The organism is Pseudomonas sp. RIT409 (genome assembly GCF_003052515.2).
In the GTDB taxonomy this organism is placed as follows: Bacteria; Pseudomonadota; Gammaproteobacteria; order Pseudomonadales; family Pseudomonadaceae; genus Aquipseudomonas.
Map to the genome: position 1 here is coordinate 14,778 of NZ_QARE02000034.1, position 21,862 is coordinate 36,639.

The window sequence follows — 21,862 nt, forward strand, 5'->3', positions numbered from 1 at the left end:
AAGCACGATGAGCGATGTTTGCGCAAAGTTTGTGACTAAGTGGCTAAATTTGGTCATTTGCTCTAGAAAGGCGCTCTGCGAGCCCTTCGACGTCGATTTCGCCGACAACACGGACATTTTCAAGCTCGTTGCCGTCTTTTCCGAAAAATAGCAACGCTGGCGGACCGAACAGCTTGTAGTGATCGAGTAAAGCGCGCTGCTCGGCATTGCTATCGGTCATGTCGAAGCGAATCAGGCGAAATCCCTTCAGCTGACTGACGATCTTCGGATCGGGCAGCACGTCATGCTCGATGACCTTGCAACTGATGCACCAATCGGCATACCAGTCCACCAACACCGGTGTGCCGTTATTCTTCGCATCGCTCAGCTGCTGTTTCAACTCACTGACTTGAGTGACGGTTTGCCAGCCTTGCTGTGCCTGGGGCTGCCCGGTCATCGACGTGTTCTGGTCGCGGCCCAGGGGGCGGAGCGGATCGGTCTGCCCGCTCAAAGCGCCGTACCAGCAGGACACCGCGTAAACCAGCAGGAAGAGCCCCACCAACTGAGCAAGGCGAGCTCGGGGGCTCTTCTTCGTGAACTCCAGCGTGCCGAGAAACAGCGCGACCCCGGCCCACAGCAAACCGAGCAGGAGCAGGGTGGCCTGCCCTGGAATCACGCGGCTGAGCAACGCGATGGCCAGGGCCAGCAGCAGAACACCGATCGCATTTTTGACCGTGACCAGCCAGGGGCCGCTTTTGGGCAACCAGGCCGCACCACCTGTAGCGACGAGCACCAGCGGCGCGCCCATGCCAAGGCCCAGCGCAAACAGTTTCAATGCTCCGCCCCACGCATCGCCGCTGGCGCTTATATAAAGAAGCGCGCCTGCCAATGGCGCGGAGACGCAAGGCGAAACCAGCAGGCTGGAGACCACGCCCAGTACCGCCGCCCCCCATAGGGATCCGCCTTGTGCATTTCCTGCGATGCGATCCAGCCGGTCATTGAGGGCCCGAGGCAAGCGCAACTCGAAGACGCCGAACATGGCGATGGCGAACACGACGAAGAACAGGGAGAACGGCACGAGCACCCAAGCAGATTGAAGCCGCGCCTGCAAATTGAGACTGGCGCCGAATAGGCCCATCAACGCACCGAGCGCTGCAAAACAGATGGCCATCGGCAGCACGTAGGCAAGGGAAAGCGAAAGGCCTCGCAGGCCGCCCACCTGGCCGCGCAACACCACGCCAGACAGGATGGGCAACATGGGGAGAACGCAGGGTGTGAAGGTCAGGCCGATGCCTGCGAGAAAGAACAGCGCCAGTTGCTTCCAACTGAATGGGGCGTTGCTGTCGCTGACGGGGATGTCCGCCTCGCTGGAGGGCGCGCCGCCTATAGTCAAGCGCTCGGTCTCAGGTGGGTAGCACAAGCCTTTGTCGGCGCAGCCTTGATAGGTCACCACCAGCGTGAACGCGCCAGTGGCCGCGGATTCGCGGGGCAGGGTGACATCGAGAATGCCGTGATAGACCTCGACATCGCCGAAATACTCATCGTGCTTTTTCTCACCTGCCGGTAACTGCGGGGCTCCCAGCTTGATGTCAGCCGGTTCGGTGCGGAATTGAAAGCGGTGGCGGTAAAGGTAATAACCCTCGGTCGCGACGAACTGCAGCTTGATCGCCTCAGGCGTGGTGTCGATCAGGTTCAACTGAAAGGCCTGGCGAACCGGGAGGAAATCTTTGCTGTTGTCGATGGCTGAAGCGCCCAGCGCCGGGGTGCCCAGTCCTGATGCCGGCCGACTGTCCAGCAGGCTGGCGCTGAACGCAGGAAGGGCGAGAGTGAGGAGAATCAGACAAAGCAGGCGGCGCATGGCGGTCTCGCGATACAAAGATCGGCGCATGATAACGGATCTTGCCTACCTGAGGCTGTGCCAGGCGTTACCGATCATGACCCGTTGCAGTGTGGCCGGTCTGTGTTTGCGGTCGTGAGCGCCTCGTCAGAGACCTTTGTGACTAATCGACATCCACCGGCGAATGCTTTCTGGTCTGCATGAAATCATCGCTGACCGTGTAGACCTGATTGCGGCCGGCTTTCTTGGCCCGATACAGGGCTTCGTCCGCGTGGGAGGCCATCATCAGCGCATCGTCGTATTCGCCCAGCTCGACAACGCCCGCGCTGAAGGTGCAGAACAGATCGGCTGGCTGCGCCGGGTAGTGGATTTCGGCGAAGCGACGGCGGATTTCGTCGAGCACGCCATAGGCTGCTTTCAAATCCGTGTCAGGCATGACCACGGCGAACTCTTCGCCCCCATAGCGGCCGATGTAATCGGTTTTGCGCAAACGTTGTTTGAGAAACAGCGCCAGGCTTTTGATCACGCGGTCACCCATTGGGTGGCCATGGGTGTCGTTCACTTTCTTGAAGTGGTCGATGTCGAGCATGGCGAAGCTCAACGGTTTGCACTCGCGACGCGCGCGGAAGCTGCAATCTTCCAGCAACTGGAGGATGTGGGTGTGGTTGTAGAGGCCGGTCAGGCTGTCACGGACCATTCGCGCCTTGAGGTTGCGCGCTCGCGCCGCACGGTTGCGCACTGTGGTGATCAAGTGGCGCGGTTTGATCGGTTTGGTCAGGAAATCGTCGCCGCCTTCACTCATCGCATCGAGCTGTTTGTCGAGATCGTCCTCAGCCGACAGATAAATGATCGGCACACTGACATAACGGTCATTGTGGCGAATCACCTTGGCCAGTTCAGTGCCTGTGCAGCCAGGCATGTACATGTCGAGGATGATCAAGTCTGGCTGGAATTCGGCCAGTTCGGACATGGTCTTGATTGGATCGAACAAAGTACGCGTCACGATGCCGGCATTGTTCAGCAGACGTTCCGTGTGCGTGGCCTGAGCACGCGAATCGTCGATGACCAGCACCTTATAGGGCTCGTACTGAGCGACCCGCGTAAGGATTTCGATTTTCTCAAGAAGGCTCGACGCGTCCAGGGTGCCGGTCAGAAATTCTTCGCCACCGGCCCTCACGGCTGCCAACCGCGTCGGCGTATCGGTCTCTTGGTGGCTGAAGAACAACAACGGCAGCTTCTGTTCCAGCCCTTCTTGCATTCTGGCTGCCAGTTGCAGGCCTGCGCCGTTGCCGCCGAAATCCACGTCCATCACGATCGCAGCGGGAAGGCGCTCGGACAGTGACGCATTGAACGCTTCCACGCTGTCCAGCGATTGCGCGCTCAAACCGAAGAATTCCAGCTGCTTGGCCAGGCGCTCGGCCCGTTCGTGATCCTGCAGCATCACATAGACTGGCTTGCGCAGAGGCGGCAGCGAGGTGTGCTCCAGCTTGTCCCCGTGACGCAGTCCCGTGCGCGAAAGGCGCTGCATCAGCCGATTGAGATCGGTGATCAGCGCACTGCTCAGTCGTCCACGGTTGGCCTGCACCTCGAAAAGTGACTGACTGATGTCGCGCGCCAAATGAGCGTGCTCGACCTGATCGAAGCGTTCGGCGAAACGCAGCAGGCGCTGGTTTGCTTCAATGAGCTCTTCAAGGTCTGCGAGCGACCATTCGCTTTGCTGCAAGCGTTGCCAAACCTCAAGTATTTGACGTGCTTGATGGATGACGCGCTGGGCGAAGTGATGCTTGAGGCGGTCGCGACTCGGATCTTCTGGCTCGGTCATGTCCTGACTACTTATAGGGGAAACCCTGATGCAAATGCTGGCGCTATGCTAGCACCACTTTGCTTTCTTAAGTGCGCCGCAAGTCATTTAGTTGTCATTTTTTCAGGCTTTTTCGCGTCAATTTTTTATCTTTTCCACCCCGATAGAACAATTGCTGACAGAAAAGCGAGCAACGTCCCCCCTGTACGCTCCTCAGGAAAAACCCTAGACGCACTTCCTTTTTATGGGCGGCATGCTGGGGCTTCGGCAGGCTCCGGCGCTCGAGGCGGCGACCCGGTCAATGACGCCCTTGGACCTGTGGATAACGCATCTGGGCCATCCGCTGCGTTCCTGACGAACGCACCTTGCTGTAAGGTTGCGGTCACAAGCACTGAACTCCGTGACTGAAAGGACAAGGCCATGCTGGATTGGAAAAAACGCTCGCAGACTCAAGGTACAGGTGAGCGTGTTGAAGAAAAGCCGATAGGCAAGGCGCCTCGTGGTTACTGGGGCGGCCTGTTCTTCAGTCGTGCGGTCGGTGCCGTGGTGGGCATCTACTTGGTGGTCACCCTTGCACTGGGCATCTGGTGGAGCAGTGAGCCTGCGATGTTTCCGGTCCAACAGAACGCTCAGGCGGCTGCCGAGCGCGAAGGCAAACAGATGGTGATCGGGTACACCACCGTCGAAACCCTGAAAAGCGTCGTCTCGACGTTGCTCAACAAACCGGGCGGTTATATTTCCAACGACCGCTTTCCGCCAGGCCTGTGGCTCGACAACATGCCGAGCTGGGAGTACGGCGTGCTCGTTCAGGTGCGCGACCTGACGCGCGCCTTGCGCAAAGACTTCGCCCGCTCGCAGTCGCAGTCCGCCGAAGACAGCGATCTGGCACGCGCAGAACCGCTGTTCAACTTTGATAACCGCAGTTGGGTCCTGCCCTCCAGCGAGTCGCAGTACCGGGATGGCATTGCGGCACTAAGCCGTTATCAGGCCCGCTTGTCCGACCCGAATCAGAAGAACGCTCTGTTCTACACGCGCGCCGATAATCTCAACAACTGGCTGGGTGACGTGGGTACGCGCCTGGGTTCGCTTTCGCAACGGCTGTCGGCGAGCGTGGGACGGGTCAAGCTCAACACCAGCCTGAAAACCGAAGCGCAGTCCGAGGTGTCGGTGAAGCCGGGTGAGGTTCCGCAGGTCGATGAAGAAATCGTCGAAACCCCATGGATGCAAATCGACAACGTGTTCTATGAGGCCCGAGGTCAGGCGTGGGCGCTCTCTCATCTGCTGCGCGCCATTGAAGTGGATTTTGCCGATGTGCTGGCGAAGAAGAACGCGACGGTGAGCGTACGTCAGATCATTCGAGAGCTGGAGGCGTCCCAAGAGCCAATGTGGAGCCCGATCATCCTCAATGGCAGCCCGTTCGGCGTGTTCGCCAACCACTCGTTGGTGATGGCCAACTACCTGTCTCGCGCCAATGCCGCCGTCATCGATCTTCGTCAATTGCTGTCGCAGGGTTGATCGGTGCCCATTCCTGAAAGCGAAGTCGCGCACCGCGCGGCTTCTGACGCCGAACTCATCGCCTGGGTCGACCGTCAGGACCAGCTACTGGGTTCGCTCCCCCGCGCTGCCTTGCGCGAGCGCGGCCTGATCGGGCGCGGCACCTTTATCTTGCTGTTCAATTCCGCAGGGAAGTTGTGCGTCCACCGTCGCACGTTGAGCAAGGCCATTTACCCCGGTTACTGGGATGTGGCGGCGGGTGGAATGGTCCAGGCAGACGAAACCTATGCGGCGTCGGCGGCCCGCGAGTTGGAGGAAGAACTGGGCGTGGCTGGGGTTCAATTGACGGCACACGAGCGGTTCTTCTTCGATCAGCCGGACAACCGGCTTTGGTGTGCAGTGTTCTCAGCCGTCTGGGACGGACCGCTCAATCTGCAACCAGAGGAAGTGCTGGAAGCGCGCTTTGTGACGATTGATCAGGTGCTGGATGAAGCCTCGCAAATGCCCTATTGCCCGGACTCTCTGGCTGCGCTGAAGCGCTATTTGGCCGACGTCGCAAAAGTCCCGTAAATTGCCGCATATTTGCTCTTAGCATCGGCGTGGTTTGCCGTTACACTGCGCGCCTTTTCAAGCCGGACCGTCACCGCGGTCCGGTTGCGCTGCCCCTGCCTGAGTGGGGCTTCGCGGTCGGCATCACAGATCGATGGCTCATCGGTCTGCCCGACCAGACTTTGGTCCTCAAGAAGAGGATTGCCCGTGGCCAAAAAAGCCGCCTCCTTTGTTGCCCTCGGTGGCCTGGTATTTTCTACCGACGCCGGCCGGCATTGCCCTGACTGCCGTCAGCCTGTCGACGCCTGCACCTGCAAGAAAACCCTGATTCCCGAAGGCGACGGCATCGCCCGCGTGCGCCGTGAAAGCAAGGGCCGTGGCGGCAAGACCGTGACCACTGTCACCGGTGTCCCGCTGCCTGAAGATGCACTCAAGGAACTGGCGTCTACGCTCAAGCGACGGTGTGGAACAGGCGGGGCGCTCAAGGAAGGCGTGATCGAAATCCAGGGCGATCACGTCGAGACGCTACTGGCTGAGCTGGTCAAGCAGGGTTTCAAGGCAAAAAAGTCGGGCGGTTGAGTCACGCCTCGTCCGTTCCGGCTTTCACGATCGTTCGGTTATCGGAGCAAACTCTGCTCTGCGTGTAGGGTCTACTGAGCCATTCAGGGGCTCGACGCCTGCGCCAAACCGTCATTTCCACGCTATACACTGCGCCCAGCCTTCGATGGCCGGCGCTTCACGACTTCTATACAGGGGACTTCGATGTCCGTACGACGCACACGCAAAGACGATGGTAGCCAATGGACCGTGGCGGACAGCCGCAGTGTCTATGGGATTCGCCATTGGGGGGCTGGTTATTTTGCAATCAACGAAGCCGGGCGTGTTGAAGTTCGCCCCAACGGGCCGGGCAGTTCGCCCATCGATCTCTACGAGCAGGTAGACCAATTGCGCAAGAGCGGTTTGTCACTGCCGCTGCTGGTGCGTTTCCCCGATATTCTGCAGGACCGAGTCCGCCAGTTGACCGGTGCTTTCGACGCGAACATTGCCCGTCTGGAATACCAGAGCACCTACACCGCGTTGTATCCGATCAAGGTCAACCAGCAGGAAGCGGTGGTGGAAAACATCATTGCGACGCAGAACGTGTCCATTGGGCTTGAGGCCGGTTCCAAGCCCGAGCTGATGGCTGTGCTGGCATTGGCGCCGAAAGGCGGGACGATCGTCTGCAACGGCTACAAGGACCGCGAGTTCATTCGTTTGGCGCTGATGGGGCAGAAGCTTGGCCATAACGTCTTCATCGTCATCGAGAAGGAATCGGAAGTCGAACTGGTCATCGAAGAGGCTGCCGAGCTGAAGGTCGCTCCGCAGGTGGGGCTGCGCGTGCGGTTGTCGTCGCTGGCGTCGAGCAAATGGGCCGACACCGGGGGCGAAAAATCCAAGTTCGGATTGTCTGCCGCTCAATTGCTGTCGGTGGTCGACCGCTTTACCAAAGCCGGTCTGGATCAGGGCATTCGCCTGCTGCACTTCCACATGGGCTCGCAGATCGCCAACCTGGCCGACTACCAGCACGGTTTCAAGGAAGCCATTCGTTACTACGGCGAGTTGCGCAACCTCGGCCTGCCGGTCGATCACGTCGACGTCGGTGGCGGGCTGGGTGTGGATTACGACGGTACCCACTCACGCAATGCCAGCTCGATCAACTACGACATGGACGATTACGCCGGCGTCGTGGTCGGCATGCTCAAGGAATTCTGCGACGCGCAGGGTTTGCCCCATCCGCACATCTTCTCGGAGAGCGGCCGCTCGCTGACGGCGCACCATGCGATGCTGGTGATCCAGGTCACGGACGTCGAGCGTCACAACGACGAGGTGCCAGTGATCGAAGACAAGGAGAGCCTGCCGGAAACCCTGCAGTGGCTCATCGATCTGCTGGGCCCGACCGACATCGAGATGGTCACCGAAACCTACTGGCGCGCCACGCACTACATGAGTGACATCGCCGCCCAGTATTCGGACGGCAAGCTTACCCTCGCGCAAAAAGCGCTGGGCGAGCAGTGCTATTTCGCTGTCTGCCGTCGCCTGCACAACTCGTTGAAGGCGCGTCAGCGCTCGCATCGCCAGGTGCTCGACGAGCTGAACGACAAGCTGGCCGACAAATACATCTGCAATTTTTCGGTATTCCAGAGCCTGCCTGATACCTGGGCGATCGACCAGGTGCTGCCGATCATCCCGCTTCACCGCCTCGACGAGGAGCCCAATCGCCGCGCGGTGTTGCAAGACCTGACCTGCGACTCCGATGGCAAGATCAACCAGTACGTCGACGAGCAGAGCATCGAGACCAGCCTGCCGGTGCATGCGCTGAACGAGGACGAAGATTATCTGCTGGGTGTTTTTCTGGTTGGCGCGTACCAGGAAATCCTCGGTGACATGCACAACCTGTTCGGTGACACCGACTCGGTGAACATCTACCAGAATCAGGATGGCAGCGCCTACTCGGCGGGTATCGAAACCCACGACACCATCGAGGACATGCTGCGCTACGTGCACTTGTCGCCAGAGGAGTTGATGACCCACTACCGCGACAAGGTGGCCAGCGCACGGATCACCCCGCGCGAGCGGACCCAGTATCTGGATGCGTTGCGCCTGGGGTTGACGCGTTCATCCTATCTGTCCTCATGAGGGTGGTTTAAGCCCCTGACCATAGGGTCAGGTGGCGCCCTGTCCGTCAAGTTGGCGGTCCTTGAATCGCCATTTGCCGCAGGTTCGGCGCGGGCCTCCTACAGGTTCGCGCTCGCTTGTTGTTCTTGTTTGTAGGCCCTTTCCTGTTCTGCATTTGCCCTCTCTACATCGCAGATTTTCTGTTACAGAATCCTCGACCGCCTGTCACTGTCTGCCGAGGTCATTCGTACCATGTCATCGCCCCCCCAAGTCATGCCATTGCGCCTGGAGGTTGATCGCCCCAGGCATTCGTTCGAGGTCGTGGCCTGCGAACGCAGCGAAGAGGCTGATCAGCCTTACTTGTACACACTCGATATCACTCACCCTGACAGCCATCTGGACACTCACGAACTGCTGTTCAGTGCAGGCTGGTTGCATGGCAGCGAAGCCGAGTCCGGCATCCATGGGCACGTCCACAGCATCATGCGCATGGCCAGCCGAGCGGCGTCGAGCAATCTCCTGCACAGTGGCCCTTCCCGTTACCGCATCACCTTCGGACCACGGCTGGGGTTGATGGCCTGGCGCTACAACCAGCGCGTCTTCCAAGGGCTCGATGCCCGGCAAATCATCCAGCAGGTTCTCAGTGAGCACGGCATCCAGGCCCGAGGCCTTCTTTGGCGGCGCAAACAAGCCTGTCAGAAGCGTGACTACTGCGCGCAGTACCGTGAGAGTGACCTGCAGCTGGTTCAGCGGCTCTGTGCAGAGGAAGGCATGCGCTATCACTTCTTGCACGCACGCCATCGGCATGTGGTGGTCTTCACCGACGAGTCGCCCCTCGATGCCGCGGAGTGCGCCGAGTCGCGGGAGGTGGATGCCCCGGTGGTGTCGCTCACCGGGGCATGCATGCATCGGGCTAGTCTGGTCGGCGGGTTGTTCGAGTCGGTCCAGCCGAACGCTGAAGGGCGCCTGCAGGTGCGGTTCGACTGGAGCAATCAGGGTGATGGCTCGCGCTTCAATGAGTGCTGGATTGCAGTCGATCCTGCCCTGATCGAAAAACAGCCGCTGTGGTGGGGCGGCATGGAGGTCGTCGTACGCTTTCGCAAGGGCGATCCGGGCAAGCCCTATATCAGCGATCGCTTATGGGACCCGGATATCAACCCTGAAACCGAACCCGGCGTCGACGCTCCGGCGCGCCGGGTGATCACGACGCGTATTGACCGGGCCCTGTTTCTCGATGAGTCACAGGCGTTCTCGGTGGACGATCAATTCATCGTGAAAATGGCACAAGACCACGAAATGCACTTCAGGGTGGGTAACAGCCAGGTGACGATCGATTCCCGGTACGTTTCGCTGAGCGGCCTGCGCATCATGCTGTCCTCCATCGCGGAGGCGGAGCAGGCCTTTTGAACGCGCTTCTGGCTAGGCGAACCAACCACCGCTGCGGTTCAACGAGCGGGCGATGTAGCCCAGTGTCAGGGCGCGCAAGGCCATGAACAGCAGAAACACGATCCACAGCCCGTGATTGCCGAACGAAGTGGCCAGCCAGGCGAACGGTGCGACAATCAGCGCGCTCAACACCATCGCGTTGCGCATTTCCCGCGCTCGGGTGGCGCCGATGAACAGGCCGTCGAGCAGGTAACTCCAGACGGCCACCAGCGGCAGAAGGGCCAGGTAGGGCAGGTAGACGAAGGCAATCTCACGAACAGCCTGAATGTCGGTCTGCAGTTCGATGAACAGGTGTCCGCTGAACAGGAACAGCAGCGCGAAGGCAACGCTGCACATCAGCGACCACCCGCCTGCCACATTCAGGGCTCGACGCAAGGCGGCGGGGTCCCGGGCACCGATGGCGTGGCCGCAAAGGGCCTCCACCGCATGAGCGAGACCGTCCAGGGCATTGGCCGTCAACAGCAGGCCATTGAGCAGCAATGCATTGGCGGCCACCGTGGCATCGCCCAGGCGCGCACCCTGGACGGTGATGAGGAAGAACGCGGATTGCAACACCAGGCTGCGGATGAAGATGTCCCGGTTCACCGCCAACAGAGGTCGCCAGCTTGCCCAGCGTTTGAGTACGGCCAGGGCCAGAGGGCCGGGGAAGGCGAGCAGACCTTTGCGCGTCAGGGCCAGGCCCAGAAGAGCCCCGATCCATTCGGCAACGACCGATGCGCGGGCACTGCCGATCACGCCCCAGTCCAGCCCGATGACGAACCACAGGTTCAGCGCAATGTTGACCAGGTTGGTCGTCAACAGAATTGCCAGGGGCGCTCGAGCGTTCTGCAGGCCGAGGAACCAGCCCACCAGCGCATAGCTCGCCAGCGCAGCGGGCAGCCCGAACAGCCGGGTGTGGAAAAACTCGCGGGTCAATTCCTCGAGATCGGGGGACGGCTGCATCATCGTCAATGCGAGGTGTTGGAACGGCAGGCCGATCAAGCCCAACAGTACGGAAAACCCCAGCGCCAGCAACAAGCCTTGCAGCAGTACCTGGCGCAGAGCGGCGCCATCGGAGCGGCCCGCCGCCTGCGCAGCGAACCCGGTGGTGCCCATGCGCAGAAAGCTCATTGCCCAGGCGAGAAAGCTATAAAGCGTACCGCCGACGGCCACGGCACCCAACTGGTGAGCATGGGGCAGATGGCCGATGACCGTGCTGTCGACCAGCGAGACCAACGGGACGGAAATGTTCGACAGAATCATCGGCGCCGCCAGCGCCCACACCTGGCGATGGGTCGTGCGATGGCGCCAGTCAGCGAGGAAGTTGGGCATGAGGGCTCGATAGGGTCAAGGGAGCGAGATGGGCCGCATTGTAGCGACTCGACGTGCACAGCGCAGATCCACCGAAAGGGAGCGCCAACCTTCCTCGAGGGCCCGCCGAGTCACGCAGCGCTGCGCCTCCCGCCTGAAGAGTGGGCCTGAGAACGAACTCACAAACCCAGGGTCTATGTCCGCGCCGCGCTTTACGAGCGCGAAAGCGATGCTATAACTGCTGCTCCTCATCACAACTGCTGCCAATGAGTGCCTCATGCTTAACAAAGGATTGTTCCTGGCCTGCGCGCTGGCACTGCTCAGTGCTTGCGATTCCTCTACCTCTGAAAAAACCGCCCCCGCCCCATCGCAGCCTGCTGCACCTCAAGCCGCAGTCGAAGCCGCCAAGCCCAAACCGGCGGTTGACCTCGCTGCGCTGAGCAAACGGTACGCGGGGCGCGAGTTGACCGTAGTGGATGTTTCGGAAATCCAGCTCGACGGTGCCAGCACGCTGTCCTTGAGCTTTTCCGTGCCGCTGGCCCCCGACCAGAAGTTCGCGGAGAAAGTGCACCTGGTGGACAGCGTCAACGGCAAGGTCGATGGCGCCTGGGAGCTGTCCGACAATCTCATGGAATTGCGCCTGCGCCACCTTGAACCTAAGCGCAAGCTGGTGCTGACCATCGATCCGGGTCTGGCCGCCGTGAACGGCAACGCCCTGGCCGCGGAATACTCGGCGCGCCTGGAAACGTCCGATCTGCAAGCCACTGTCGGCTTCGCCAGCCGTGGCAGCCTGCTGCCGACCCGTCTGGCCGAGGGCCTGCCGGTGATCGCGCTGAACGTCGACAAGGTCGATGTCGAGTTCTTCCGCATCAAGCCCGATTCGCTACCTGCCTTTCTCAGTTCATGGGAGGGCTCGTCCAGCCTGCAGAGTTATGAGTCCAGAGAATTGCTGCCTATGGCCGACCTGGTGTATGGCGGCCGTTTTGACTTGAATCCTGCACGCAACACCCGGGAAACCGTTCTGTTGCCGATTGCCGGGCTCAAACCGTTGCAGCAACCCGGTGTTTATCTGGCCGTAATGCGGGCGTCAGGCACCTACAATTACTCCCAGCCAGCGACGCTGTTCACGCTCAGCGACATAGGGTTGTCGGCGCATCGCTACGCCAATCGTCTGGATGTGTTCACCCAGGCGCTGGAGGGTGGCAAGGCGTTGAGCGGCATCGATCTGGAGCTGTATGACGACAAAGGGCGCGTGGTCGGCCAGGTTAAAACCGACGGTGCCGGTCATGCTCAACTGCCGTTGCCAGCCAAGGCTGAGGTGCTCCTGGCGAAGAATGCCGAACAAACCAGCCTGCTGCGCCTCAACAGCGCGGCGCTGGACCTGGCCGAGTTCGACATCACGGGCCCGCAAGCGCATCCGCTGCAATTCTTTATCTTTGGTCCTCGCGACTTGTATCGGCCCGGCGAAACCGTGTTGCTCAACGGCCTGTTGCGCGACAACGACGGCAAGGGCGTGAAACCTCAGCCGATTACGGTGGAAGTGCGCCGCCCGGACGAGCAGGTCAGTCGAAAGTTCGTGTGGGAAGCCGACGCCACCGGTTTGTATCAATACCAACTTCAATTGTCGGACGAAGCCCCGACTGGTCGCTGGCAGTTGGTGTTCGACTTGGGCGACGGCAAGCCGCAGTTGTATGAGTTTCAGGTCGAAGACTTCCTTCCGGAGCGCATGGCGCTCGAGCTCAAGGGCAGTGATGCGCCGCTCGCGCCGGATGCACCGTTCGATGTCGCCATCAACGGGCGGTACCTCTACGGGGCCCCTGCATCGGGCAATCGCCTGACTGGCCAGCTCTACGTGCGCCCGCTGCGCGAAGCGGTGCCGGGCTTGCCGGGTTATCAGTTCGGTTCGATCACTGAGGAGGACCTCAAGCAGGACCTTGAGATCGAGGACAGCACCCTCGACGCCAATGGCCAGTTGGACCTGAGCATTGACAGCCAGTGGGCCAAAGCCCGTTCGCCGCTGCAACTGGTGCTGCAGGCCAGCTTGCAGGAGTCCGGTGGTCGGCCTGTCACTCGCCGCCTGACCCAGCCGGTGTGGCCTGCCGAAGCCCTGCCTGGCCTGCGCGGCCTGTTCGAGGGCGAGGCCACCGATGGCGACGGCCCGGTGGAATTCGAAGTGCTCGTGGCCGATGCGGAGGGCCACAAGTTGGCCGCTGACAACCTTAAGGTGCGGCTGATCCGCGAGCGCCGCGACTATTACTGGAACTACTCGGAGAGCGACGGGTGGAGTTACCACTACAACGAGAAATTCCTCAACCTGTCCGAAGAAACGCTCAGCGTAAAAAAAGGCGCCACCGCTAAAGTCAGCTTTCCAGTGGAGTGGGGGCCTTATCGGGTAGAGGTCGAGGATCCCGCCACTGGCATCGTCAGCAGTGTGCGTTTTTGGGCCGGTTATCGCTGGCAGGACAACGCTGAGGGCGGAGCGGTGCGTCCCGATCAGGTCAAGCTGGCGCTGGATAAACCGGCTTATGCCGACGGCGACACGGCCAAGGTCACGGTCACCCCGCCTTCAGCGGGCAAAGGTTATTTGCTGGTGGAGTCCAGCGAAGGCCCGCTGTGGTGGCAAGAGATCGATGTGCCAGCCGAGGGCAAGACCTTCGACGTGCCCGTGGACAAGCAATGGGCCCGTCACGACCTCTACGTCAGCGCGCTGGTGATTCGCCCCGGTGAGCGCAAGGCCAACGTCACGCCCAAGCGGGCGGTTGGCGTGCTGCACCTGCCGCTGGACCGCTCCCAGCGCAAGCTGGCGTTGACGGTCACGGCGCCTGAAAAAATGCGGCCCAAACAGCCGCTGAAACTCAAGATCAATGCAAAAGGCGCTGACGGTTCGGTGCCCAAAAACGTGCACGTATTGGTCGCTGCGGTGGACGTCGGAATTCTCAATATCACCGAATACGCGACGCCGGATCCCTTTGCCAGCCTGTTCGGGCGCAAAGAATATGGCGCCGACCAACTCGACATCTATGGGCAGTTGATCGAGGCTGGACGCAATCGTCTCGCCAGCCTGGCATTCGGCGGGGACGCGGCATTGGCCAAAGGCGGTAAACGCCCAGAGACCAGCGTGAACATCGTTGCGCTGCAAAGCGCGCCGGTGACCTTGAGCGAGCAGGGCGATGCCGAAGTCAGCCTCGACATTCCGGATTTCAATGGCGAGCTGCGGATCATGGCGCAAGCCTGGACCGACGAGCGCTATGGCATGGCCGAAGCGAAAACCGTGGTAGCGGCGCCGCTGATCGCCGAGTTGTCTGCGCCGCGCTTCCTTGCGGGCGGTGACCAGACGCGAGTGGCGCTCGACGTGTCGAACCTTTCGGGCAAAGCGCAAAAGCTCACTGTTCAGGTCTCGGCCGAAGGGCAGTTGAGCCTGGCCGAAGGCGACGGCACCAAAGCGGTGGCACTGAACCCAGGGCAGCGGACCACATTGCAGATTCCAGTGAAGGCCCAGGGAGGCTTCGGGCAGGGCGTGATCAGGGTGAAGGTTGACGGCCTGGACTTGCCCGGCGAAAACCTGCCGGCGTTCAGCCGCGAATGGACGATCGGTGTGCGACCGGCGTATCCAGCCATGCTGCGTCAGTACCGCGCCGTGCTCAAGGATCAGGCTTGGAGCCTGCCAGAGGGTGCCCTTGAGGCCTTCGAACCGGCGGGGCGTGAGGCGCTTCTCTCGGTCTCCAGCCGTCCTCCCCTTAACCTGGGCGAGCAGATTAGAGCATTGAAAGCCTACCCCTATGGCTGTCTCGAGCAGACCACCAGCGGCCTCTACCCCTCGCTGTACGCCGATGCCCCGACCCTCAAGCGTCTAGGGCTCGAAGGTGAGTCCGACGAGGCGCGCAAACGCAAGATCGAGATCGGCATCGAGCGTCTGCTGGGGATGCAACGCTACAACGGCAGCTTCGGGCTGTGGGGATCGGACGGTGAGGAGGAGTATTGGCTGACAGCCTATGTCACCGACTTCCTGCTGCGGGCACGGGATCAGGGCTTCGCGGTACCGCCCGATGCGCTGAAAAAGGCCAACGAACGCTTGCTGCGCTATCTGCAAGACCGCAACCAGATCGAGGTCAACTACAGCGAGAACGCCGACCACACGCGCTTTGCCGTGCAGGCCTATGCAGGGCTGGTGTTGTCGCGCAGTCAGCAGGCACCGCTGGGTGCGTTACGCAGCCTGTTCGAGCGTCGCAGCGATGCCCGCTCGGGCCTGCCGCTGGTCCAGCTGTCCATTGCCCTGGACAAGATGGGCGACAAGCCCCGGGCCGAGCAGGCGCTGTTGGCCGGGCTGGCCGCGGGTCGCAAAGCCAACGACTGGCTGGCCGATTACGGCAGCCCGTTGCGCGATCAGGCGCTGATTCTGTCCCTGCTGGAAGAAAACAAACTGGCGTCGGACAAAGTGGAAGAGCGGCTATTCGCGTTGTCCGATCAAGTTGCGGCCAGCCGCTATCTGTCGACTCAAGAGCGTAACTCGCTGTTCCTGGCCGGGCGTGATCTGCTCGGCAAACCCGAGGCGAAGTGGGCAGCGACCCTGAACAGCGGCAGCAACAGCCGCGAACTGAGCAACGACCAGCCTGGCGTGAAGCTCGACAGCTCGGTGCTGGCATCACCGCTGACGGTTCAAAACAGCGGTGATGCCACGCTGTATCAGCAGATGACCATTTCCGGCTACCCGTCGCAGCCGCCCGTAGCCGGTGGCGAGAACCTGGCGATTCGTCGTGAATACCTCGGCATGGACGGCGAGGCGCTGAACCTCAATGCGCTGAAGAGCGGCGAGCTGGTATTGGTGCACCTGGAATTAAAATCCAAAGAGCGCGTGCCGGATGCACTGGTGGTCGATCTGTTGCCTGCGGGCCTGGAAATCGAAAACCAGAATCTGGCGCAGAGTGCCGCCAGTTTGGAGGACGCCAGCGAGTCAGTGAAACAGTGGCGTGAGTCGATGGAAAACGCCGGGTTGAAACACCAGGAATTCCGTGGCGATCGCTATGTGGCCGCAGTAGACCTTCAAGGCTTCAACACCGTGCACCTGCTGTACCTGGCGCGGGCGGTGACGCCGGGTACGTATCGCGTGCCGCCGCCGCAGGTCGAATCGATGTACCGGCCAAACTGGCAAGCACTGGGCGACGCGCCTGCGCAGTTAGTGGTGAAAGGGAAGAAGTGAGGGGCATGATAGCTCTGCTGTTATGTGGGAGTGCGGTGTGCCTGGGGCAGCGTTGCATTTTGCAGACCGCCCCAGGCTCCGCGTGGGAACGATCATTAATGAGTGAAGTTGATGTCGACTTTGTAGGAGCGCGCTTGCCCGCGATGGCGTCGCGTCAGTGACGAAGAGATTGCCTGATGCGCAGCGTTCGCGGGCAAGCGCGCTCCTACGCAGGCCTTAGCGTGGATGAGGTCAATGGATGATCCAGCTCAGCAGCCACAACCCCAGAAACAGCCAGATAATGCCGACGATGATCGAGCCTCGCATGAACGCGCGGATCGCCGAATACAGCAGCATCAGCCCCACGATCAGCCCGGCGATGCTGATCAGAGAAGTGTCCATGCCCAAAGTGCGTGCCAGTCCGTCGACAAAGTTGCCACCCGCGTGGGTGAACAGGTTGAACAACCAGCTCAAGCCGTCGACGATGAAACGAATCACTGCGCCAATGACCTGGCCGAGCCATTCGAAAACGCTTTCTACCTGCATGTCTTTTTCCTGATGACCGGCATTGAATGGAGAGGGGATCGTTCGCTTTGGCTATCACAGGGCAGAACGAGTTCCCCAGTGCACGAAGGCAGTTTGGCATGAAACGACTGATTCGCGGGCTCCTGGCCAGCATCGTGCTCATTTGCCTGCTGCTCTGGCTCGCCGACCGCATCTGGCCGCTGCCACTGCCCAAGGATGACTTGGCCCGTGTGGTGCTTGCCGAAGACGGCACGCCCTTGTGGCGGTTTGCCGATGCCAATGGCGTGTGGCGTTATCCCGTGACGATTGACCAGGTCTCGCCTTACTACATCGAAGCCCTGCTGACCTACGAGGATCGCTGGTTCTATCAGCATCCGGGCGTTAACCCGATGGCGCTCGTGAGGGCCACTTGGCAGAACCTGAGCGGCGGCCATGTGGTGTCGGGCGGCAGCACCTTGTCAATGCAGGTGGCACGGCTGCTGGATCCGCATGCGCGCACGTTGCCCGGTAAGCTGCGACAGTTGTGGCGCACGTTGCAGTTGGAATGGCACCTGTCCAAACAGGAGATTCTCGGCCTCTACCTGAACCGAGCGCCTTTCGGCGGCACCTTGCAAGGCGTGGCGGCTGCCAGTTGGGCGTATCTGGGTAAATCCCCCCGACATTTGACCCGCGCCGACGCCGCGCTGCTGGCCGTTCTGCCTCAGGCGCCGAGTCGCCTGCGTCCCGATCGCCATCCACAGCGCGCGCAGGCTGCACGGGACAAGGTGCTCATGCGTCTGGCCGAGTTCGATATCTGGCCAGAACACGCGGTGAACGAAGCGCTGGAGGAACCGCTGTTGCTGGCACCGCGTCAGGAACCGAGCCTGGCGCCGCTGCTGGCGCGACGCTTGAACCGTCCTGGCAGCCCGCCGTTGATCCGTACCACCCTGGACGCCAGCCTGCAGCGACGTCTGGAAGATCTGTTACTGGGCTGGCGCGCCCGGCTGCCTGAGCGAACATCGGCGGCGATTCTGGTGGTTGAGGCCGAGAACATGGCCGTGCGCGCCTACGTCGGTTCGGTGGACATCGGTGACGACAAGCGCTTCGGGCACGTTGATATGGTCACTGCGCTCCGTTCCCCCGGCTCAACGCTGAAACCTTTCCTCTATGGCAAGGCGCTGGACGCTGGGCTGATCCACTCCGAATCGCTGATGCAGGATGTGCCGCGCCGCTATGGGGATTACCGTCCGGGTAATTTCTCGTCTGGGTTCAACGGCGCCGTGGCGGCGAGTTCTGCCCTGTCGATGTCGCTCAACCTGCCTGCCGTGCAATTGCTGGAGGCTTACGGCCCGAAACGCTTCGCCGCCGAGTTGCGTAACGGTGGTGTGCCACTGACCTTGCCGCCGCTGGCTGAACCGAACCTGGCGTTGATCCTTGGTGGCGCGGGCATTCGGCTGGAGGACCTGGTGGGCGGCTACAGTGCATTCGCACGGGGCGGGCGCAGCGCGGACATTCGCCTGCAACCGGAAGATCGGCTGCGTGACCGACCGATGATGTCGCCCGGTGCGGCATGGATCATTCGGCGAATTCTCAGCGGTCAGTCGCGGCCCGATCTGGACCCGCACGCCGAGCTGGTGCAGCGCCCACAACTGGCATGGAAAACCGGCACCAGCTATGGCTTTCGTGATGCGTGGTCGATTGGCGTCGGGCCGCGATTCCTGATAGGCGTGTGGATCGGCCGCCCGGATGGCACACCGGTACCGGGGCAGTTCGGTCTGGCGTCGGCGGCGCCGCTGATGTTGCAGGTGCACGATCTGTTGGTGAATCGCGACGCTCAGCGCAACATCCTGCCGCCCGTGCAACCGATGCCGCTCAGTGTCGGCGTCGCCGCGATCTGCTGGCCGCTGGGGCAAACCATGAACAAGACCGACCCCAATTGTCGGCGCCAGCGCTTCGCCTGGACACTTGATGGCACCACGCCGCCGACGTTACAGGCCACCGATCAGCCGTTGGGGTTGGGGCTGTTGGAAACGGTTTGGGTCAATGACAAGGGGCTGCGGGTCGGCGCCGGTTGCCCACAGGCCGTATCCCGTGAGATCGCGCTGTGGCCTGCTCCGCTCGAACCGTGGCTGCCGAAAGGCGAACGCCGGGAGGCCCGCTTGCCTGCCATCGACCCCTCATGCCCGCCGCAAGGCTTGAGCTTGGCAGCACCCCTCTCGATCGTCGGCGTGCGCGATGGCGATCAACTCCGATTGCCCACCGGCAGCCAGCAACAATTGCGACTGAAACTGTCAGCGCTGGGAGGCACCGGCCGCCGCTGGTGGTTCATCGACGGCACACCGATGGGCGACACCGCCAACCAGGACAGCTACACCCACACCTTCAACCGGCTGGGCCGCTACCAACTGAGCGTACTCGACGAGAGCGGCCAGACGGCGCGGGTAGAGTTCAGCGTGGTGGATTAGGGCGGGCGCTTTGCCGTCGGCGTTGTGAAGACCGCTACTGCCGGCAAGCCTGCCGACTACAGGTAAGGCGCCAGCCGTTCGATACGCTTGGCTCGTCCGAGTGCCACAACCCCTCCGATGCCTATCGTGCGTTGACGAATTGTCAAAGCAGCGAGCGTTATTGGTCGGCCATTGCTGTAGGAAAACGGCTAATCAGTTTTCACCCGCTTCCGACTTCCTCGGTCGGACATCCCGGCATACGCCGTTGCTCCCGCACACCATCATGAGCGTCCGAACGGTAAAAACGGCGCTTGGGTCATCAACACAAAGACCATCAGCTTCCGTTGCACCGTTTGGGAGAAAGCCCCGCTTGCTGAGGATTTCTTACCGATCACCCGCCGTCAGCGTTCATCGAATAGGTTCTTCGTTCGCTAACGGTATGCCGGGTGCGGCAACCCCTTCGATTGGCTGCAAAGGACTGGAACAGGTGAGTAAAGGGCATTTCATTCGTCCGGGTGATCGAACCACCTGTGGCGGCGTCGTTCTCGAAGGCGACGGAAGATTCGACATCCGCGGCAAACCACTGGCGCGAGAGGGGGACCGGGCTACCTGTGGGGCGACCGGTAGTACCTTCAACATCATCGGCGGCATCCCGCACATGCGAGACCTTGGCAGGCGGGTGGCCGGAACGCTGCACAGCATGGTGCCGTGCCCCTGCAGCGCCCGTCTGTTGCCGTCGTTATTGAACGCCACTTACGACTTCAATGGCGATGACTCTCCCTCGGTCCCAGGCGCTGCCCACCTCTCGACATATGCCCCGCCCGCAGGGCCGAACTCGACGCAGCCGCCACACCGCCAGTCCGCTTTGGCTGACGACCTCGAGGAAGAAGAGGAAGAGGTCGAGCTGGAGCAGGTGATCACCTTGAGGCTCGGCATATTCTTCGACGGCACCGGCAACAACCAGGCCAACAGCGAGGCCGTTGCAGGCTGCATGGCGCGGGATGTCGGGTTGGAGCATGAGTCCGAGGACATTCAGCGGTTCTGTTTCGAACAGGGTTACGGCCTTGATGGAAGTGCGCCGGACAGCAGCTATGGAAATGACACGTCGAATGTGGCGCGGTTGTATGACTTGTATAGGGATCAAGCCAACGAACAAATTGACCCTGCGGATGATGAGGCTTCCGTGGCGGTCTATCTTGACGGGATCGGAACCGTCAGCGGCGGACCTGACGACCTGTGGGGGCAAGGTACTGGGACGGGGAAAAACGGTGTGGTGGCGCGGGTTGAACAAAGCCCGATGCTGGTCATCGAGCGACTTTTGAGATTTAAAAGGATCAATCCCGACATCAAGGTCCGATGCATAGAAATCGATGTATTCGGTTTCAGCCGTGGAGCTGCCGCTGCCCGTCATTTCGCCAACGACATACGAAAAGGCGCAAACAGCCTGATTGCCAAAGCCTGGCCCGCCGACGCCTCCCTACTCGTCGAGGGGTTTGGCTGGCGCGTTCAGCATGATGTCCATCTGAACTTCATTGGCCTTTTCGACACCGTGCCCGGCATCGTCACGCCCTTGCAGTTGGACTTCAGCCCCGGCAATGCGCGCAACGCTGGCCTCGACCTCGGATTGCCCACAGGTTGCGCACGCCACATCGTGCAGTTGGTGGCCCGGGACGAACATCGCCTGAACTTTGCTCTGATCCGCACCGAGAACGACATCGTGCTGCCCGGTGCGCACTCGGATATCGGCGGTGGCTACCGGCCCCGCATGCGCGAACGATTGCTGGTGGCAAAACCCACTAGCAGCGTCGAACGCAAGGCCACGCCCAACGAGCGCGCGCTGGCCGTCTCCCGGTCTCAGCAAAGTGTCGGCCCCCTGGTCAGGCGGTTGATCGAACAAGGCGTCGAGCTGGAGATGCACATCTGGTCAGAGGATGAGGCGCGTACTCGGGATAATCAGATGCCCGCCTACAAGCGGGTGTACGTCATGAGCACACTTGAGCGCGAGGTGGAGGGGGATTTGTCGAAGGTTTACCTGAGAGTAATGCGGGAACTGGGATTGCGACATAACGCGCCTTTTAAAGAAATCCCGCAAACCTCCGCATCAGCGTTGCCTGCCGAATTGGAGATGATCGCCGCGAAGCTGCAGGCTTACGCACTCGGGCAGGCCTCCGCGCCAAATTTGACAGCTTCTGAGGAGGCGCTGCTACTCCGCCGTTACATACACCTCTCCGCGAGTTGGAATGCGGTGAAGGATCGACACAGAACGGACATAAGTGCGCTGTTCATTAACCGGCCTGCTGATGATCATCGGCGGATTATCCATGGCAATCAATAAGCTCAACGCGCTGTTGGGATGTGCACTCGCCGTCATTCTCTGCGGGTGCAGCCACGTCAATGACTACGGTACAGAACTGCCGTATGACGCCTGGCGTCTGGGTTTTCTGGCGCCCAACTACATGGAGGTCTGGATCGAAACCGCCGATGTGCTCGATGTCAAAGGCCGAGTATTCAGACGCGCCATGAGTGGCGTGGCGGCTATCCAGACTCCCCCCAATTTAAGGGCCGACCCGAGAGGGTGGCCTAAGGAGCCTGGGGACGGTAAGGGAAAACACCTCTGGAGCGCAGACGTGCCTCGTCTGATCTATGTGCGTTGGCAATCCCTCGCAGAGCCGCAAACCTACGAGGCT

13 protein-coding genes are annotated in these 21,862 nt (G+C 61.1%); 9 read left to right on the forward strand and 4 right to left on the reverse strand.

What is annotated here, in order from left to right; genetic code table 11:
• Positions 1-43: 43 nt before the first annotated feature.
• Positions 44-1,837 (reverse strand): protein-disulfide reductase DsbD, encoded by a 1,794-nt coding sequence (locus tag DBP26_RS25735; protein WP_177411138.1) that lies wholly within the window; start codon positions 1,835-1,837, stop codon positions 44-46.
• A 142-nt stretch (positions 1,838-1,979) separates the two neighbouring features.
• A complete protein-coding gene (locus tag DBP26_RS25740) occupies positions 1,980-3,638 on the reverse strand; it encodes a PleD family two-component system response regulator (RefSeq protein ID WP_108237821.1) in 1,659 nt (552 codons plus the stop codon).
• Positions 3,639-4,037: 399 nt separating this feature from the next.
• Here DBP26_RS25740 and DBP26_RS25745 point away from each other — a divergent pair, with 399 nt between their 5' ends.
• From DBP26_RS25745 to DBP26_RS25765, 5 genes are all read left to right on the forward strand, one after another.
• Positions 4,038-5,132: a DUF2333 family protein gene (locus tag DBP26_RS25745; RefSeq protein ID WP_108237822.1), complete on the forward strand. Its 1,095-nt coding sequence runs from the start codon at positions 4,038-4,040 to the stop codon at positions 5,130-5,132.
• Positions 5,133-5,135: 3 nt separating this feature from the next.
• Positions 5,136-5,681: an NUDIX hydrolase gene (locus DBP26_RS25750; RefSeq protein WP_108237823.1), complete on the forward strand. Its 546-nt coding sequence runs from the start codon at positions 5,136-5,138 to the stop codon at positions 5,679-5,681.
• Between the two features lie 186 nt (positions 5,682-5,867).
• A complete protein-coding gene (locus tag DBP26_RS25755) occupies positions 5,868-6,239 on the forward strand; it encodes a translation initiation factor Sui1 (RefSeq protein WP_108237824.1) in 372 nt (123 codons plus the stop codon).
• Positions 6,240-6,422: 183 nt separating this feature from the next.
• Positions 6,423-8,336: an arginine decarboxylase gene (speA, locus tag DBP26_RS25760; RefSeq protein WP_108237825.1), complete on the forward strand. Its 1,914-nt coding sequence runs from the start codon at positions 6,423-6,425 to the stop codon at positions 8,334-8,336.
• A 231-nt stretch (positions 8,337-8,567) separates the two neighbouring features.
• Positions 8,568-9,722, forward strand: coding sequence for a contractile injection system protein, VgrG/Pvc8 family (locus tag DBP26_RS25765; RefSeq protein ID WP_108237826.1), 1,155 nt, complete (start codon positions 8,568-8,570; stop codon positions 9,720-9,722).
• Positions 9,723-9,734: 12 nt separating this feature from the next.
• Here DBP26_RS25765 and DBP26_RS25770 read toward each other — a convergent pair whose 3' ends face one another.
• Complete coding sequence (locus tag DBP26_RS25770; protein WP_108237827.1) at positions 9,735-11,072, reverse strand: MATE family efflux transporter; 1,338 nt, start codon at positions 11,070-11,072, stop codon at positions 9,735-9,737.
• Positions 11,073-11,328: 256 nt separating this feature from the next.
• On the opposite strand from DBP26_RS25770, the gene DBP26_RS25775 reads away from it, so the two are divergent.
• Positions 11,329-16,248, forward strand: coding sequence for an alpha-2-macroglobulin (locus tag DBP26_RS25775; RefSeq protein WP_108237828.1), 4,920 nt, complete (start codon positions 11,329-11,331; stop codon positions 16,246-16,248).
• Positions 16,249-16,479: 231 nt separating this feature from the next.
• Here the strand turns inward: DBP26_RS25775 and DBP26_RS25780 are convergent, their stop codons facing one another.
• On the reverse strand, positions 16,480-16,773 hold the full coding sequence (locus DBP26_RS25780; RefSeq protein WP_108237829.1) for a hypothetical protein: 294 nt from the start codon (positions 16,771-16,773) through the stop codon (positions 16,480-16,482).
• 98 nt (positions 16,774-16,871) lie between these two features.
• On the opposite strand from DBP26_RS25780, the gene pbpC reads away from it, so the two are divergent.
• The 3 genes from pbpC to DBP26_RS25795 all read left to right on the forward strand — a co-directional run.
• Entirely contained in the window at positions 16,872-19,196 is a 2,325-nt protein-coding gene (pbpC, locus tag DBP26_RS25785; RefSeq protein ID WP_108237830.1) for a peptidoglycan glycosyltransferase PbpC, read from the forward strand.
• A gap of 418 nt (positions 19,197-19,614) precedes the next feature.
• A complete protein-coding gene (locus DBP26_RS25790) occupies positions 19,615-21,510 on the forward strand; it encodes a PAAR domain-containing protein (RefSeq protein WP_256601410.1) in 1,896 nt (631 codons plus the stop codon).
• Positions 21,497-21,862, forward strand: a 366-nt coding sequence (locus DBP26_RS25795; RefSeq protein ID WP_146752961.1) for a DUF2931 family protein, incomplete at its 3' end; no start/stop codon positions are given. The genes DBP26_RS25790 and DBP26_RS25795, both read left to right, overlap by 14 nt.